11 protein-coding genes are annotated in these 14,658 nt (G+C 68.0%); 5 read left to right on the top strand and 6 right to left on the bottom strand.

Annotated elements, in window-relative coordinates:
• Positions 1 to 42: 42 nt before the first annotated feature.
• Positions 43 to 1,509 (bottom strand): aldehyde dehydrogenase family protein, encoded by a 1,467-nt coding sequence (locus tag QRN67_RS20315; RefSeq protein ID WP_285413294.1) that lies wholly within the window; start codon positions 1,507 to 1,509, stop codon positions 43 to 45.
• A 144-nt stretch (positions 1,510 to 1,653) separates the two neighbouring features.
• Between QRN67_RS20315 and QRN67_RS20310 the strand changes: the two genes are divergently transcribed.
• Entirely contained in the window at positions 1,654 to 2,613 is a 960-nt protein-coding gene (locus QRN67_RS20310) for a LysR family transcriptional regulator (protein WP_081268558.1), read from the top strand.
• A 21-nt stretch (positions 2,614 to 2,634) separates the two neighbouring features.
• Here the strand turns inward: QRN67_RS20310 and QRN67_RS20305 are convergent, their stop codons facing one another.
• Positions 2,635 to 3,408, bottom strand: a complete 774-nt coding sequence (locus tag QRN67_RS20305) for an SDR family NAD(P)-dependent oxidoreductase (protein ID WP_081268559.1) — start codon at positions 3,406 to 3,408, stop codon at positions 2,635 to 2,637.
• A gap of 141 nt (positions 3,409 to 3,549) precedes the next feature.
• On the opposite strand from QRN67_RS20305, the gene QRN67_RS20300 reads away from it, so the two are divergent.
• On the top strand, positions 3,550 to 4,491 hold the full coding sequence (locus QRN67_RS20300; protein WP_285413293.1) for an SMP-30/gluconolactonase/LRE family protein: 942 nt from the start codon (positions 3,550 to 3,552) through the stop codon (positions 4,489 to 4,491).
• A gap of 11 nt (positions 4,492 to 4,502) precedes the next feature.
• On the opposite strand, the gene QRN67_RS20295 is transcribed toward QRN67_RS20300, so the two are convergent.
• From QRN67_RS20295 to QRN67_RS20280, 4 genes are all read right to left on the bottom strand, one after another.
• Positions 4,503 to 5,582, bottom strand: coding sequence for an aldose epimerase family protein (locus QRN67_RS20295; RefSeq protein ID WP_285413292.1), 1,080 nt, complete (start codon positions 5,580 to 5,582; stop codon positions 4,503 to 4,505).
• Positions 5,579 to 6,547, bottom strand: a complete 969-nt coding sequence (locus QRN67_RS20290) for an alpha/beta hydrolase family protein (protein ID WP_285413291.1) — start codon at positions 6,545 to 6,547, stop codon at positions 5,579 to 5,581. Before QRN67_RS20290 ends, QRN67_RS20295 begins: the two co-directional genes overlap by 4 nt.
• Positions 6,544 to 11,307 carry a CapA family protein gene (locus tag QRN67_RS20285; RefSeq protein WP_285413290.1) on the bottom strand — a complete coding sequence of 1,588 codons (4,764 nt, stop codon included), beginning with the start codon at positions 11,305 to 11,307 and terminating at the stop codon, positions 6,544 to 6,546. The genes QRN67_RS20290 and QRN67_RS20285 overlap by 4 nt, the downstream gene beginning before the upstream one ends.
• Positions 11,308 to 11,457: 150 nt before the next feature.
• Positions 11,458 to 12,657: a cation:proton antiporter gene (locus QRN67_RS20280; protein WP_234382079.1), complete on the bottom strand. Its 1,200-nt coding sequence runs from the start codon at positions 12,655 to 12,657 to the stop codon at positions 11,458 to 11,460.
• 192 nt (positions 12,658 to 12,849) lie between these two features.
• Between QRN67_RS20280 and QRN67_RS20275 the strand changes: the two genes are divergently transcribed.
• The 3 genes from QRN67_RS20275 to QRN67_RS20265 all read left to right on the top strand — a co-directional run bounded on the left by QRN67_RS20275 (position 12,850) and on the right by QRN67_RS20265 (position 14,550).
• Complete coding sequence (locus tag QRN67_RS20275; protein ID WP_285413289.1) at positions 12,850 to 13,581, top strand: hypothetical protein; 732 nt, start codon at positions 12,850 to 12,852, stop codon at positions 13,579 to 13,581.
• Positions 13,582 to 13,642: 61 nt separating this feature from the next.
• Positions 13,643 to 13,969, top strand: a complete 327-nt coding sequence (locus tag QRN67_RS20270) for a hypothetical protein (protein ID WP_285413288.1) — start codon at positions 13,643 to 13,645, stop codon at positions 13,967 to 13,969.
• A gap of 98 nt (positions 13,970 to 14,067) precedes the next feature.
• Positions 14,068 to 14,550, top strand: coding sequence for a hypothetical protein (locus QRN67_RS20265; protein WP_285413287.1), 483 nt, complete (start codon positions 14,068 to 14,070; stop codon positions 14,548 to 14,550).
• Positions 14,551 to 14,658 lie beyond the last annotated feature (108 nt).

Below are 14,658 nucleotides of genomic sequence, written 5' to 3'. Positions count from 1 at the left end.
CAGTTGACTGTTGGTAGTAGTGATGAACGAAACCCCGTCAGGTCAGGCCAGCATGTAGCCGGTCTTCACCGTCGTGTAGAACTCCGCGGCGTGGCGCCCTTGTTCGCGCGGCCCGTAGCCCGACCCCTTGCGGCCGCCGAAGGGCACGTGGAAGTCCACCCCCGCGGTCGGCAGATTGACCATCGTCATGCCGACCACGGCATGGCGCCTGAAATGCATGGCGTGCTTCAGCGAATTGGTGCAGATGCCCGCGCACAGGCCGAAGGGCGTGTCGTTGCACAGCGCCAGCGCCTCGTCGTAGTCGTCGGCGCGCAGCACGCAGGCCAGCGGGCCGAAGACTTCCTCGCGCGCGATGCGGTGCGAAGGCTTCGCCAGGAACAGCGCGGGGCTCATGTAGTGGCCGCGGGTGGCACGCTCCAGCGCCTCGCCGCCCCACACATGCTCGGCGCCTTCCTCGCGCGCGATGCCGACCCACGCGAGGTTCTGCGCCAGGCGCTCCTCGTCGGCCACCGGGCCGATGTCGATGCCGCGTTCCAGCGCATGGCCGATCTTCAGCGCCTTGAGCCGCTGCCGCAGCTTGGCCACGAAGGCGTCGTGCACCGGTGCTTCGACGATGAGCCGGCTCGACGCGGTGCAGCGCTGGCCGGCGGAAAAATACGCGCCCTGCACCGCGCAGTCGACGGCGCGGTCGAGGTCGGCATCGGCCAGCACCACCAGCGCGTTCTTGCCGCCGGTTTCCAGTTGCACCTTCGCGCGCCTCGCGGCGGCAATCTGCAGGATGCGTTCGCCGTTGGCCACCGAGCCGGTGAAGCTCAGCGCATCGACCAGCGCGCTGTCGACCAGCGCCTGCCCCACCTCGCGGCCGCTGCCCATCACAAGATTGAATGCACCGGCCGGCAGGGCGGCGCGGCTGATGATCTCGGCCAGCACCCAGCCGCAGGCCGGCACCAGCTCGGCCGGCTTGAACACCACGCTGTTGCCGTGGGCCAGCGCGGGCGCGATCTTCCAGGCGGGAATGACGAAGGGCGAGTTCCACGGCGTGATGAGGCCGACCACACCCACCGGCTCGCGCGTGACGTCGACCTGCACGCCCGCGCGCACCGAGGCCACGTTCTCCCCGCCGCCGCCGCCCGCACCGCCACGGATGGCCTCTCCGGCGAAGAACTTGAAGATCTGGCCGGCGCGGGCCACTTCGGCCACGGCCTCGGGCAGCGTCTTGCCTTCCTCGCGCGCCAGCAGCAGGCCCAGCTCGTCCTTGCGCGCCAGCAGCTCGGCGCCGATGCGGTCGAGCACGTCGGCGCGCCGCTGCGGCGTGCTGTGGCTCCAGTGCGGAAAGGCTTCGGTGGCGGCGCGGATGGCGGCTTCGGCCTGGCGGCGGTCGGCACGTGCGTACTCGGCCACCACTTCGCTGGTGTCCGAGGGATTGGCGCTCACACCCGTGGTCGCGCTGGTTTCCCAGCGGCCGTTGATGTACTGCCGCACGTGCAGATGAATCTCGCCGTGAATCACCGTAGCGTCGACCTTGTCTCTGTTGTTCTTGAATCGGAGGGCAGTCTAAGAACAGAATCGATATCGATCCAATCGTTTTTTACGCAAAATTCATATCAATCGCTGGATTCTGGAAAACCCGATCAGTCCTTGGTCTTAAGAAAAATGACGAACTACAACCACTGGTTCATCCGCGCCCGGCTCAAGACGCGGCAACTGCTGCTGCTCGTGGCGCTGGCCGAGGAAGGCAACATCCACCGCGCGGCGCAGGTGCTCAACATGACGCAGCCGGCCGCCTCCAAGCTGCTGAAGGACCTGGAAGACGTGCTGGAGGTGCCGCTGTTCGACCGCCTGCCGCGCGGCATGCGCCCGACCTGGTACGGCGAGACCATGATCCGCCACGCCCGCGTCGCGCTCGCGAGCCTGAACCAGGCGCACGACGAACTCACCGCGCTGAAGGCCGGGCGCTTCGGCCAGGTGAGCGTGGGCGCCATCACCGCGCCGGGGCTCACGCTGCTGCCGCCGGCCGTGGCCATGGTCAAGCGCGAGCAGCCCGACCTGCGGGTGTCGCTGGAGATAGAAACCAGCCCGGTGCTGATCGAGCGGCTCGAGCAGGGCAAGCTCGACATCCTGGTGGCGCGCCTGTTCGCCGAGCACGACAAGGCGCAGTTGCGCTACGAGGCATTGAGCGAAGAGCCGGTGTGCGCGCTGGTGCGGCCGGGCCATCCGCTGCTGGGCGTGAGCGGCCTCACGCTGCGCGACGTGGTGAGCGCCGGCTGGATCGTGCCGCCCGCGGGCAGCGTGCTGCGCCACCGCTTCGAGCTGATGTTCCAGGAAGAAGGCCTGGCGCCGCCGACCAACACCATCGAGAGCCCCGCCCTGCTCTTCATCACGCGCATGCTGCAGCAGAGCGACATGGTGGCGGTGCTGGCGACCGACGTGGCGCGCTACTACGCGTCGCACGGCATCGTGTCGCTGCTGCCGCTGAACATGCCCTGCCACATGGACGCCTTCGGCATCATCACGCGCACCGACCGGCTGCTGTCGCCGGCGGCCAGGGTGATGATGAAGGCGCTGAAGACCGCGAGCCTCAGCGTGTACGGCCGCAAATTCGAGATCGACTGAGGGCGGATGGCCGCCGCGGCTTCAGGTCCAGCCGGCGTCCACGGTGAATTCCTGAGCGGTGCACATCTTCGCGTCATCGGATGCGAGGAACAGCACCATGCGCGCGATGTCTTCCGGCATCAGCTTGTCGGGCAGGCACTGGTTGCGGTGCAAGGCCTTCTCGCCTTCCTCGTCGAGCCACAGCTTCACCTGCCGCTCGGTCATCACCCAGCCGGGCGACACGGTGTTGATGCGGATGCGGTCGCGGCCCAGGTCCACCGCCAGCCCGCGCGTGAGGCCGTTCACCGACGACTTGGCGATCGCATAGCAGGGGTAGCCCGAGCCCTTGGTCTGCCAGCCGGTGGAGCCCAGGTTCACCACCGAGCCGAAGCCCAGCCGCTTCATGCCCGGCACCACCGACTGGATCGCGAACAGCGCCGGCCGCTCGTTGATGGCCATGCGGTTGTCGTAGTAGTCGGGCGTGACCGACTCGAGCGTGTGGCGGTCGTCGCTCGCCACGTTGTTGACCAGCACCGCGAAGTCGCCGAGCTCGCCCGCCGCATCGGCAATGGCCTGCTGCAGCGCGGCGATGTCGCGCACGTCGCAGGTGCGCCACCACGGCGCCGCATGGCCGGCCGCCACGATCTGCCGCGCGAGTTCCGCGCTGGCGCTCTCGGCGATGTCGACGAAGGCCACGCGCGCGCCCTGCGCCGCGAAGGCAGAGACGATGGCCGCGCCGATGCCGCTGCCGCCGCCGGTGACGAACACCGTGCGGTCCTTCAGGCTCGGATGAATGGAAAGCTGAGGGGAATTCAAGAAATGGTCTCCAGATGCCCGGCAACCGACATTGCAATATGAATATCAATCGATGCCAGTATTTTTGATTTCGGTTATCAATATGCCTTGATACGATCCGCCGCGTCAAGAAGACATGACACCGAGCAACGGAAACAACAAATGAACAAGCACGAGACAAACACCGCTTCCTCCTACTCCCCGCCGGTCGTCGAAGGCCCGCCCGAATGCATCTGGCCCGCGGGCGCCAACCTCGGCGAAGGCACGATGTGGTCGCAGCGCGAGCAGGCGCTCTACTGGATCGACATCCTCACGCCGCGCCTGTTCCGCCTGGACCCTGCCACGGGCGCGCAACGCACCTGGACCTTCGACGAGGAGATCACCGCCATCGCCGAGCGCGCCTTGGCGCCGGGCCTCTTCATCACGCTGCGGCGCGGCTTCGCGCTGTTCGACACCACCGTGCCCGGCGACGAGGCGAAGCCTCGCTACCTGCACCAGCCCGAGACCGAGCGCACCGGCAACCGCTTCAACGACGGCAAGTGCGACGCGCGCGGCCGCTTCTGGGCCGGCAGCATGGACTTCGACTGCAAGGCCCCCACCGGCGCGCTCTACCGCTACGACGCCGACGGCCGCTGCACCCGGCACGACGACGGCTTCGAGGTGACCAACGGGCCGACATGGTCGGGCGACGGCCGCACCATGTACTTCAACAACACGGTGCTCAACAAGCTCTACGCCTACGACTTCGACATGGAAGCCGGCAGCGTGTCGAACCGGCGCGAGTGGCACCGCTTCCCCAAGCCCGACGGCCTGCCGGACGGCATGACCACCGACGCCGCCGGGCGCCTGTGGATCGCGCACTGGGGCGGCGCCTGCGTCACCTGCCACGACCCGGTGAGCGCGGCCGAGCTGTGCCGCATCGACATACCCGCGAGCCACGTGACCGACTGCGCCTTCGGCGACGCCGACCTGCGCACGCTCTACATCACGACCGCGCGCAACAGCCTCACGCCCGAGAAGCAGGCTGCCGAGCCGCTGGCCGGAGGCCTTTTCAAGGTGCGCATCGGCAGCCCCGGCGTGCCGACGGCGCTTTTCGCGGGCTGAGCCTCGCTGCTTCAGCCGATGCCGAACCGGTGCTCGGTCGCGCTGCGGAACACCTCGGAAGGTCGCAGCACCGTGGAGGGAAAGTCCGGCCGGTTCGGCGAATCCGGGAAGTGCTGCGTTTCCAGGCACAGCCCGTCGCCCTGCCGCAGGCTCGCGCCGCCGCTGCCCAGCAGGCTGCCGTCGAGGAAGTTGCCCGAATAGAACTGCACGCCGGGTTCGCTGGTGTGCACTTCCATCACGCGGCCCGACGCCTCGTGCGCCAGCCGCGCCGCCAGCGCCAGCCCCTGGTGCGCGGGGCTCCGGTCCAGCACCCAGTTGTGGTCGTAGCCGTGCGCGAGCAGCAGTTGCTCATGGCCCTGGCGGATGCGCTCGCCGATGAGCGTGCCGGCGCGAAAGTCGAACGGCGTGCCGGCCACGTCGGCCAGGCCGGTCGGTATGAGCGTGGCATCGACCGGGCAATAGCGGCTTGCCGGCAGCGTGAGCCGGTGGTCCATGACCGAGCCGCCGGCGTTTCCGCCAAGGTTGAAGTAGTCGTGATGGCTCAGGTTCAGCACCGTGGGCCGGTCGGCCAGTGCGCTGTAGTCGATGCGCCAGGTGTTCGCCGTCGCGCTCAGGGTGTAGCGCACCGTCGCGCGCAGTTCGCCGGGGTAGCCCTCTTCGCCGTCGGGGCTGGTGTAGCGCAGCTCGATGGCGATGTCGCCGCCGGCCTCTTGTGCCGTCAGCGGCACGATGTCCCAGAAGCGCGTGCCGAAGCCCTTCGCGCCGCCGTGCAGCGAGTTGGGGCCGTCGTTCAGCACGAGTTGCCGAGCCACGCCATCGAGCGTGAAGCGCCCCGCCGCGATGCGGTTCGCGAAGCGGCCGACGATGGTGCCGAAGTGCGGATGCGGCTTCAGGTATTCGGCCAGCGACGGCAGCCCCAGCACGATGTTCGCGGGCTGCCCGTGCCGGTCGGGCACGCGCAGCGCGGTGACGATGCCGCCGAGGTTGATGGCGCTCAGGCTCAGGCCCCGGCCGTTGTCGAGCGTGTATTCGGTCACGGCGCGGCCGTCGGGCATGCGGCCGTAGGCGCGCGAGGTGATGGAGCTGCTCATGGGGGTGTGCGTTCTGGAAGCTGGGGAAACAGCGCCTCGCGCGCGCACAGCGAGGCGGTGCGCAGGCCGATGCGGTCGGTGAGGTCGTGATATTCGGGCGGCTCGGCCGCGTGCGTGCGGATCTCCACGCGGTGCCCGGCCTTGCCCACCGCGTCGGCAAAGCGCTGCTGCAGCGCGAAGGGCGTGTTGCGGTCGTCGCGGTTGCCGATCAGCACGATGCGCCGCGACGGGTCGCGCGCGATGCCGCCCACGTGGTCGAGCGGGTCGTAGAACTGCGCGCTGCCGGTGGTGTCGGTGCGCCCGCCGTTCGAGCGGCCCAGCAGCGTCGCGCGCTCCAGCAGCGCGAAGGCGCCCGATGTCAGCACGGCGCAGGCCACGCGCGTGCGCCCCAGCGTGAGCAGCGCGGCGCCCGCCGTGGCGCCGCCGCTGTGGCCGAGGATGACGATGCGCTGCAGCTTGTGGCGCTGCATCAGCGCGTCGAGCGCGGCGTCCAGCGCATGGAACTCCACCAGCTCGCGGCGCTTGCGGTGGTCGCCCGACGAGCCGTAGGTGCCCGGCCGCGCGACGAAGACCCAGGGCACGCCGGCGCGGTCGCGGCTGCGCTGCGCGTCGAGCGTGCGCAGCGGCTCGGTGTTGCCGGGAATGCGCGTGGGCGCCTGGTCCATCACGCTGTCGCGGTCGCCCGAGAACTGCACGATGGCGATGCGCGCGCCGTCGATGTCGTCGCTCGCGAAGTAGCGGATGCACGCCGGCCCCTCCACCGGCTGCACCCACAGGTAGCCCGCACGGTCGGGGCAGCTCGCGCGGTCGGCGGGCTGGTTCCAGTGCAGCACCTCGTCGTTGCCGGCGGCAAAGGGGCGCGGCACGTCGGGGCCGGTGCGCTGCGCGCAGGCGGCCTGCGCCAGCGCGCACAGCACGACGAAGGCGCCGCGGGCGTGCCGCCACAGGTAGCCAAGCATGCTCATAGCTTGCGCAGCAGCACGGGCACCTCGCCGAAGTCGGACCCGATGCGGTCGCCCTTCACCAGCACCAGGTCGCCGTCGCGCAGGAAGTCGCCCAGGTAGCCCGCGAGCTGTGCCGCGTCGTCGAAGTGCGGGCCGAGCAGCTCGGCCGGCACTTCCTCGCGCAGCCAGCGCATCTCGTCGCCGTGCGTCACCACGTGCGCGATGCCCGACTGCAGCAGCGGCGCGGCCAGGCTGCGGTGCATGGCCTCGGCGTCCTTGTCGAGGTTGATGATGCGGCCCAGCACGCCGATCTTGCGCACGACCGGGCCCTGCGCCGCGTGCTGGAAGCCGCGCACGAACTCCATGGCATTGCGCATCGACAGGACCTCGGCGTTCCAGCTGTCGTCGATCAGCGTGGCCTGCACGCCGGCCTGCGTGCGCAGCGGATGCACCTGCATCACCGAGGCCGGCAGGCGCACATGCGGCATGCGCGCGCAGGCGGCTTCGGCGTCGAAGCCCATGGCCACCAGGGCCGCGAAGGCCAGCGCCGAATTGCGCACCAGCCCCGCGCTGTGCAGCGGGAACGAATACGCCACGGTGCGCCCCGCCATCGCGATGCGCACGCGGCAGCCGCCGCCGGGCTCGGGCTGCGTGTCGACGATGCGGATGTTGGCGTCGGGCCCCGGGCCCACCACCCAGATCGCGCCGGCCGTTCGCGCCGCCGCCTGCACCACCTGCTGCAGGCAGGCGATGTGGTCGGGCACGATGGCCACGCCGCCGGGCTCCAGGCCCAGGAAGATGCGCGACTTGTATTCGGCCGTGAGCTCCAGCGTCGAGGCCTGCCGGGTCTGCGACAGCCCGATCTCGGTGATGACGGCCACGTGCGGCCGCGCCACCAGCGATATGGGGCCGCGCTCCATCCACAGGCCGCTCTGCGCCATTTCGAGGATGCACACGTCGGCGTCAGCCGCCAGGTTGGCCAGCATGGCCGGCACGCCGACGCGCGAGTTGTAGTTGTCGATGGTGGTGTGCACGCGCGCGCGTTCGGGCAGCAGGTCGCGCAGCATGGCGATGGTGGACGACTTGCCCACCGTGCCGGTCACGCCCACCAGCAGGCTCTTGTAGCGCGCCCGCGCGGCGGCGCCCAGCGCGAGCATCGCGGCAATCGGGTCGTCCACCTTCAGCAGCGGGAAGGCCGCGTCCAGCCCATCGACCTCGTGCGCGACCACGGCGCCGGCCAGCGCGTGCTGCAGCCTGGGGAGTTCGAGGTGGCGGTCCCAGTTGTCGGTACGCGGCTTGCTGTAGCTCTCGTGCACTGCGAGCGTGCGGTAATCGGAAGCCACGAAGAGCGACGGCGCCGGCAGCATCGACATGTGAGTGGGCCCGCGCACCACCGAGTTCACGAACCAGCCCGGCGGCGGTTCCACCAGCCAGCGGCCGCCCGTGACCTGCTGCAGCTGCGCGGCGGTCCACACCGGCGCGGGCTCGTTGCCCTCGCCCAGGCGGTCTGCAGCCAGCACGGGCGCGGGGCGCTCGGGCAGCGGCACAGGAAGTTCCGGCACGCGCAGGCCGCACCACACAGGCAGGCGCCGTGCGCTCGAGATTTCTGGCGGCAGGCCGGGCAGGCTGCCGCGCAGGCGCACCTCGATCTGCAGCACGTCGCTTTCGAGCAGTCCGGCGCGCGGCGGGCGCAGGCCGTAGCGGTCGCGGTAGATGCGCCCGGGCTCCCAGCGGCTGGTGGGCCACATCCAGTCGCAGGGGTCGTGGTCCATGCCCTCGCCCCAAGGCGGCATCGTGCGGCTGCGCATCGGCAGCGCGCGGAACTGCAGCCGCAGGTCGGCCGCCACGGGCTCGTCGGCGCACCAGAAAGACTCGACCCACAGCATGCGCCGCCCGGCGATCTGCCGGGGCGCGATGCGCAGCCCCAGCAGGCGCAGCGGGCCGAACTGCAGCGGCTTGATGTGTGCGTCGAACGGCACCGCATCGACCAGCCATTCGGGGCGCGGCGCGCGCACCGGGCCGACGACCGGCGCGGGCCGCGCGGGCCGCGAGGGCGGCGCCTCGGCCGCGGCCGGGTCGGCCTGGAACACCGGGCGCTGCGGCGGCGACAGCCGCAGCGTGCAGCGGCCATCCCGCGCCACCGCCAGTTCCGTGCCGAGCGCGCGGCATTGCGCCGCGAAGCGCGCGCCGAGCGCCTCGGCCTCCGCGCCCGCCAGTTGGCGCGAGAAGCCGTAGCCGACGCCGACCGGCGTGAACACCACCGCCTCCACGCCGTGCAGGCCCAGCGCCAGCGTGAACACGCCCGAATCGCCGAGGTCGTTGCGCACGGAGTCGAACAGCAGGTCGCCCGCGTCATGCAGGATCGGCCGGCCGCGATAGACCTCGATGCCCTGCAGCACATGCGCCGAAGTGCCGAGCACCGCGTCGGCGCCCGCATCGACGATGGCATGGCCGACGGCGATCTCGGCCGCCGTAGGCTCGGTCTCCAGGTTGGCGCCCCAGTGCACCGCCACCAGCACCACGTCGGCCTCGCGGCGCGCGGCTTCGATGCGCGGTGCCAGCTCGGCGGTCCATGCGGCGGGGTCGTCGAGCGGCAGCCAGGCGGCGCCCGCGCGTTCGGCGGTGGCGGCAAAGCGCGGCTGCGTGGCGTCGAGCGAGAACAGCGCCACGCGCACGCCGCCCGCACTGCGTAACGCGGGGCGCAACGCGGCCTCCAGCGTGCGGCCGGTGCCGGCATGGGCGATGCCGGCGGCGTCGAGGTGCGCCCGCTGCTCCAGCAGCGCCTCGGCGCCGTAGTCGCCGCTGTGGTTGTTGGCGGTGGCGACCATGCCGATGCCGGCCTCGGTCAGCACCGCGAGCATCTCGGGCCGCGCGCGGTAGTAGTACGGCCCGGCCTCGCCCTTGTCCACGCCCTGCTCTCCCGTGGTGGCGACCACGCATTCGAGATTGACGATGCGCAGGTCGGCATCGCGCAGCGCGGCGATGTCGCCGAGCATCCTGCGCGCGCCGCCCAGCTCGTGCATGCGGAAATGCTGGCGCCGCCCCAGGTTCACGTCGCCGCCCCATGCAACCGTGCCGGCGCGCCGCCCTTGCTGCAGGCCCTCGCTCGCCTTCAGCATGCGGTGATAGGCCACGTAGCCCGACAGGTAGTGCTCCACGTCGTCGATGCGCACCCGGAAGCTGTGGTGCTTGATGAAGAACGAGCCCGCGATGCGGTCTGGGTTGCGGAAGAACATCGCCAGCTCGGGCCAGAAGTGGCCGTTGGCGAGGTAGCGGGCGCGGTAGGCCAGCGCGCGGTCGAACTTGTCGCGGTCGAGTTCGGCCAGCAGCGGGCGCAGGGCCGGGTCGGCTTCGAGCCGCAGCACCATGTCGCGCGCGGCCATCATCAGCTCGAGCAGCGTGGGGAAGGTGGTGATGCGCTCGAGCACGAAGTCCAGGTAGCCCGCCACGTTGCGCAGGCCGAACTGGTAGTAGCGCGTTTCAGGCCGGTAGCGGGTGAGCTCGTTGACGCAGTAGCTCAGCCAGTGGTCGTGCGCGCGCCAGTGCTCGGCCGCGATGAAATGCTCGAAGGCTTTCTCGACCACCGCGAGCCAGCGCGCGTCGCGCGTGAGGCCGTACAGCCGCATGAGGCCGAAGGCGGCCTCGCCGTCGTAGTAGATGACGCGGAACTTGTCCTTCACGTCGAGCGCGGGCGCATTCAGCACGTGCACGAAGCTGCCGGTCTCCGCGTCCTGCATGTGGCGGATGCCGAGCGCGAGCTGCTCCAGCAGCGGCAGGAACTGCCTGTCGCCCGTGAGCTCGGTGTACTTGACCAGCGCGAGCAGGCACACGGCGCTGCCGCCGAGCTTGATCTCGTTGCCGATGTCCAGCAGGTAGGCGGCGCGCGTGCCGTCGGGCAGCACGGCCGGGCGGATCAGCGTGCCCGTGAGGAAGCCGATCGAGCGGTCGATGGACGCTTTCAGCGTGTCGTCGCGCGTGAGCTCCCAGGCCTCGAGCATGGCGTAGGTCGAGCTTGCGTGGCGCAGCGTGTTGTAGGTGGGAATGAGGCGGTCGAAGCAGGGAAACCAGCCGTAGTCGAACTCGCCCGTGGGCTTGACCTGGGCGGCGAGGTAGGTGCTGGCGTCCTCGATGAGCGTGCGGATCTGCGGCGCGTTCCAGTCGGTGAGGGTGCGAAAGCCCGCCGCCTGCCCTTCGGCGGTGATGGGCCATGCGCCCTCGGCGTCGACGTACACGGCGCGGGTGGTGAAGCACCAGACGGGCGTTTCGTCGTCCGCCGGAAAGTCGATCTCGCGGCCGAAGCGGCGTTTGCCGAGCAGGTGCAGGTTGCCGGGGTTGGGCTCGGCGTGGTCGACGTCGCCGTTGTAGAGCACCGCGCCGCCGTGCATTTCCTGCGCGAGCAGGGCCATCTCGAAGCGCGCGTCGAAGGCGATGCCTTCGTTGAAGTAGTTGCGCTTGGTTTGCGCCAACTTCGCCTTGAGCTCGCGCCAGCGCATGGGGGTGACTTTGTCGACGACTTCGGCGCGCAGGCGCTGCGGCGGGTTTTCGCCGCGGGCGGCCTGCACTGCGATGGCTTCGGCGGCCGCTTGCCATGCGGCGTCGACGTCGGCGCCACGGCCGGATGCCACGCGGGCGCGGCTGCTGCCTTCGCCGGTGGCGAAGAACACGACGCATCCGGCCTCCGGGGTGGCGGGGTTCGCTACCGGCAGCATGCCCGCCGGGTCCGCCAGGGCTTGCCTGGCTCGGTTCAACAGATCGGCGAGGGGGTTCGGATCGATGTTCATGCAGCGGCGAATGATGACAGGGCGTCGCGCGGCTTGCCATCCCGTCAATCCATGGGATTGGTCTTGTCGACGGCCAATCAATAGCTGACGCTCACAGGAAGCGTGGCTTGCCCAAGACCACCGCGAGGACGAGCCGACGAGCGAGGCTGGTCAACGCGAGCGAAACACGATCTCTTGCATCCTCCGGAGCTTTGGAGTCACCGCGGGCACGGTCAGCATGGTGCTCGCAACTGCCATGACGAGAAGCGCCGTAAAGGTCTCGTTGGTGATGATCGCCTTGTCCAGCAGGACGTTGGCGAAGATGATCATGATGAGGGCTTTGGTCTGGAGCAGCCAACCGATCAGAGAGCCCTCGCCCGGCTGCCATTTCAACAGCCGGCCGGCCATGCCGAGTCCGATGAGCTTGCCGGCCACCGAGGCCACCAGCAGTACCGCCGCGACCAGGAAGACCGCCGTGCCGCCCACCTGCCAGTTGGTGCGCAGTCCGGTGCTCAGGAAAAAGACCGGCATCACCACCAACAGGACGTTGTGGCGCAGCCAGTCCATTTGCTCCTGATCGAACCACTCCCCGTCCATCACCGCGCCGGCGATGAATGCGCCGACCATGTAGTGCAGGCCGCACCAGTCGGCGCCCAGACCGCAGGCCGCAAGCCAGATAAGACCCGCATACCACCGGTCGCGCTCGGGCACGCGCACCATCAGCCAGCGAAACGCGGCCGCGGAGACTGCGAAGACCACGAGGAAGCCAGCCTGCTTGCCCACCCGCTCCCAGTCCATGAGAATCAGCGCCAGCACACCCCAGATGGCGATGTCGTCCAGGCTCGCGTAGCGCAGGATGCGCTGGCCGATTGGTTGGCGAAGAATCTGCAGCTTCTCCATCAGCAGAATCAGGATCGGCAAAGCGGTCACGGCGCACGACATGCCGATGCCCAGCACGAACTGCCAATGGGTCGCCTTCGCCCCTATCCAGCCTGGATAGGAAAGCAGCGCCAGTGCCGCCGCCGCGCCAAAGACAAGAGGCACGCCAAGCGCAAGGCCAGCCGTGATCCCGCTCTCGCGACGATGCTCCCAAGCCTTGCGCAGATCCAGCTCGATGCCTGCGATCCAGACGAACATCATCACGGCCCACTGCGCGACTCCATTGAGCGACTGGATCACCGGCCCGTTGAAGACGAACTTGTAGTAGTCGGGGAACATCGCCCCCAGCACGCCCGGGCCAAGCACGATGCCCGTGATGATCTGCACCACCACAAGCGGCGCGAAATAATCGGTTCGACCAAGACGCCACACCAGATATGGGAGCGAAAAGATGATCAGCATCGCGATCAGGAAAATCTCAGAAGTGCTCACTTGACCGCCGTCAGCCTGAAGTTGAATCGCGGCGAGTCTGCCATACGCCGAGCGGCCGTGAAGGGGCTTTTGCGATGGCTGAGACCGGCTACAGTCGGCCAGAAGCGGGCTCTCATCACGGCGACCTGGTCTCCGATCACGGCGAGCTGACAAACGACACGACGGCTACAAAAGCATGCGTACCGAATTCCGATGAAATTCAATGATCTTGCTCGCAAGGCCGCCAAGGGCCCCGGACCGCTGTCCTATGGTGGCTCGGTTCATCCAGAAGATTTGATTCGGTTTTCTCTGGCGTATGGCGCTGACGGCGCCGATGAGATTGAGCGGCTGTCCAAGCAACACGGATGGCACGAAGACGGTCTGCTTGAGGACGGCTCGAGGGTGGCGCCGCTCGCGCGCTGGGCCGTGGCCTGCGTCGCGTACGGCCGCGGCGGCGTTGCGTCGCTGCAGCACTTGCTGACCGATCGGACGCTCGCGACGTTTGCCATTGCGGTTCTTGAGCAAGTTCGCACCGCGTCTTGCGTCACGGCTCTGTTGGACTACTGCATGTCGACCACTGCGCTTTCAGACGAGCCAAGCGATCCATTCTGGCAAGCGCTCAGCGCGCTGAATACGTTGACGAGTTTCGACGACGGTCTGGTACTGCCGCAAGATCAGCAGGAGAAGTTGAGAGACCTGGTGATCGAGACATTCGCCAGCGCCACCACATCACATCAGCAGACACTTTGCCTATGTGCCTTGAGAGGGGCTCCAATAGAGGGAGCGCTGGAGTGGGCAGAGGCGCAGACGGTGACCGATCCGACCGTGAGGCGCGCAAAAGCCGCCGCGTTGAAGTCGCTCCGACGCCGTCTTTCCGGCGCCTACAAGCCACCCAGTGCCGAGCAGAAACGTCAGATCCGCAGGCAGCGAGCCCTCGATGTCTAGAGTGCTTCCGGCCAAGCCCAGTCATTCGTTGCAGGAGTCCAATTCAGCGAAGTCAGTCGAATTGCTGACCGTGGCAGAGCGATTTCAGCTCTCAGGAATTGGCCTGACCTTGGTGCCGGATTTCCCAGTGCGGGCCGGGTGGAAGAATGTCGCAGAACAGGTCGTTGTGGTCGCGCCGGACGGCAAGGAAGTCATGGCGCAGGCTCGCCTTCACATGATGCACTTCAACTTTGGAAATGCTCCCACCGACGAGCAGCGAACCCGGACGTGGCGCGTGGTCGTATCCTTGCTCAACGTCGAAAAGGCAGTCGTTCCTATCGGGAGTCGGGTCTTGGTGTCGCCTGCGACACACCGTGCTGTTCTTGGCACAGATGCCAAAGCCCGATGAGGGTTGGCTGACGACAATCGGCCAAATGCAGACCCTCAATGCCGTGGCCCTGTTTCGCTCCGCGCCAAGGTGGCGCTTCACTTTTTAGGAAGGTTGTTATGGGTGTTTCCGCGTGCGTCTACTGCAACTGCCTTGAAAAAGGGCTCTTAGCTTCGCAACCGAAGTCCGAGTGGAACGTGTTTGTCGACTCTGATGGTTCAAGAAGCACGGAAGGTCTTGATCTGGAAGCCGAGCTCGAATTTGATCAATGGAATGAATCGGCCTGTGAACACGAGTCAGGTATCTATGCGAGAAGGCCGATAGGCAACGTTTCCCTCGTTGGGATGCTTCGAGAGCAGCTTGGAGCAAACGGAACAGGAAAGACTTTCCCTATTTTGGTAGGGCATGTGTTGTACAACGGCACGCACGGTGGTGATTCAGTGCCGATGGAATTGATGCCTCAGTTGCGCGAAGAGGTTTCTCAACTATTTGTAGTTCACTGCGACGAGCCAAGTACCGAGGCGTTCTTGAGAGGTTTTGAGCAAACCATGCAAGCCCTCTGTGCGGATGCGGAAGCGCTCGATAGGCCAATCTGCTTCTGATCGCACACATGCCGACAATGTATCGCGGCTTGCGGCCACAACCAGCCGTTAGCAGCGGCCGTCAAACCTCGGCCAAATTCGGACTTTTGCGTGCAACTGCGGACGAAG

Source organism: Variovorax sp. efr-133-TYG-130, from assembly GCF_030208835.1.
Lineage (GTDB): Bacteria > Pseudomonadota > Gammaproteobacteria > Burkholderiales > Burkholderiaceae_C > Variovorax.
The sequence above is the reverse complement of the archived record's forward strand: the minus strand, read 5'-3'. Positions and strand labels throughout refer to the sequence as shown.

Bases quoted from the DNA above. Each gene is read 5' to 3' on its own strand.
- QRN67_RS20310 (WP_081268558.1), top strand. From the start codon at position 1,654: ATGACGAACTACAACCACTGGTTCATCCGCGCCCGGCTCAAGACGCGG.
- QRN67_RS20300 (WP_285413293.1), top strand. From the start codon at position 3,550: ATGAACAAGCACGAGACAAACACCGCTTCCTCCTACTCCCCGCCGGTC.
- QRN67_RS20295 (WP_285413292.1), bottom strand. From the start codon at position 5,582: ATGAGCAGCTCCATCACCTCGCGCGCCTACGGCCGCATGCCCGACGGC.
- QRN67_RS20290 (WP_285413291.1), bottom strand. From the start codon at position 6,547: ATGAGCATGCTTGGCTACCTGTGGCGGCACGCCCGCGGCGCCTTCGTC.
- QRN67_RS20285 (WP_285413290.1), bottom strand. From the start codon at position 11,307: ATGAACATCGATCCGAACCCCCTCGCCGATCTGTTGAACCGAGCCAGG.
- QRN67_RS20275 (WP_285413289.1), top strand. From the start codon at position 12,850: ATGAAATTCAATGATCTTGCTCGCAAGGCCGCCAAGGGCCCCGGACCG.
- QRN67_RS20265 (WP_285413287.1), top strand. From the start codon at position 14,068: ATGGGTGTTTCCGCGTGCGTCTACTGCAACTGCCTTGAAAAAGGGCTC.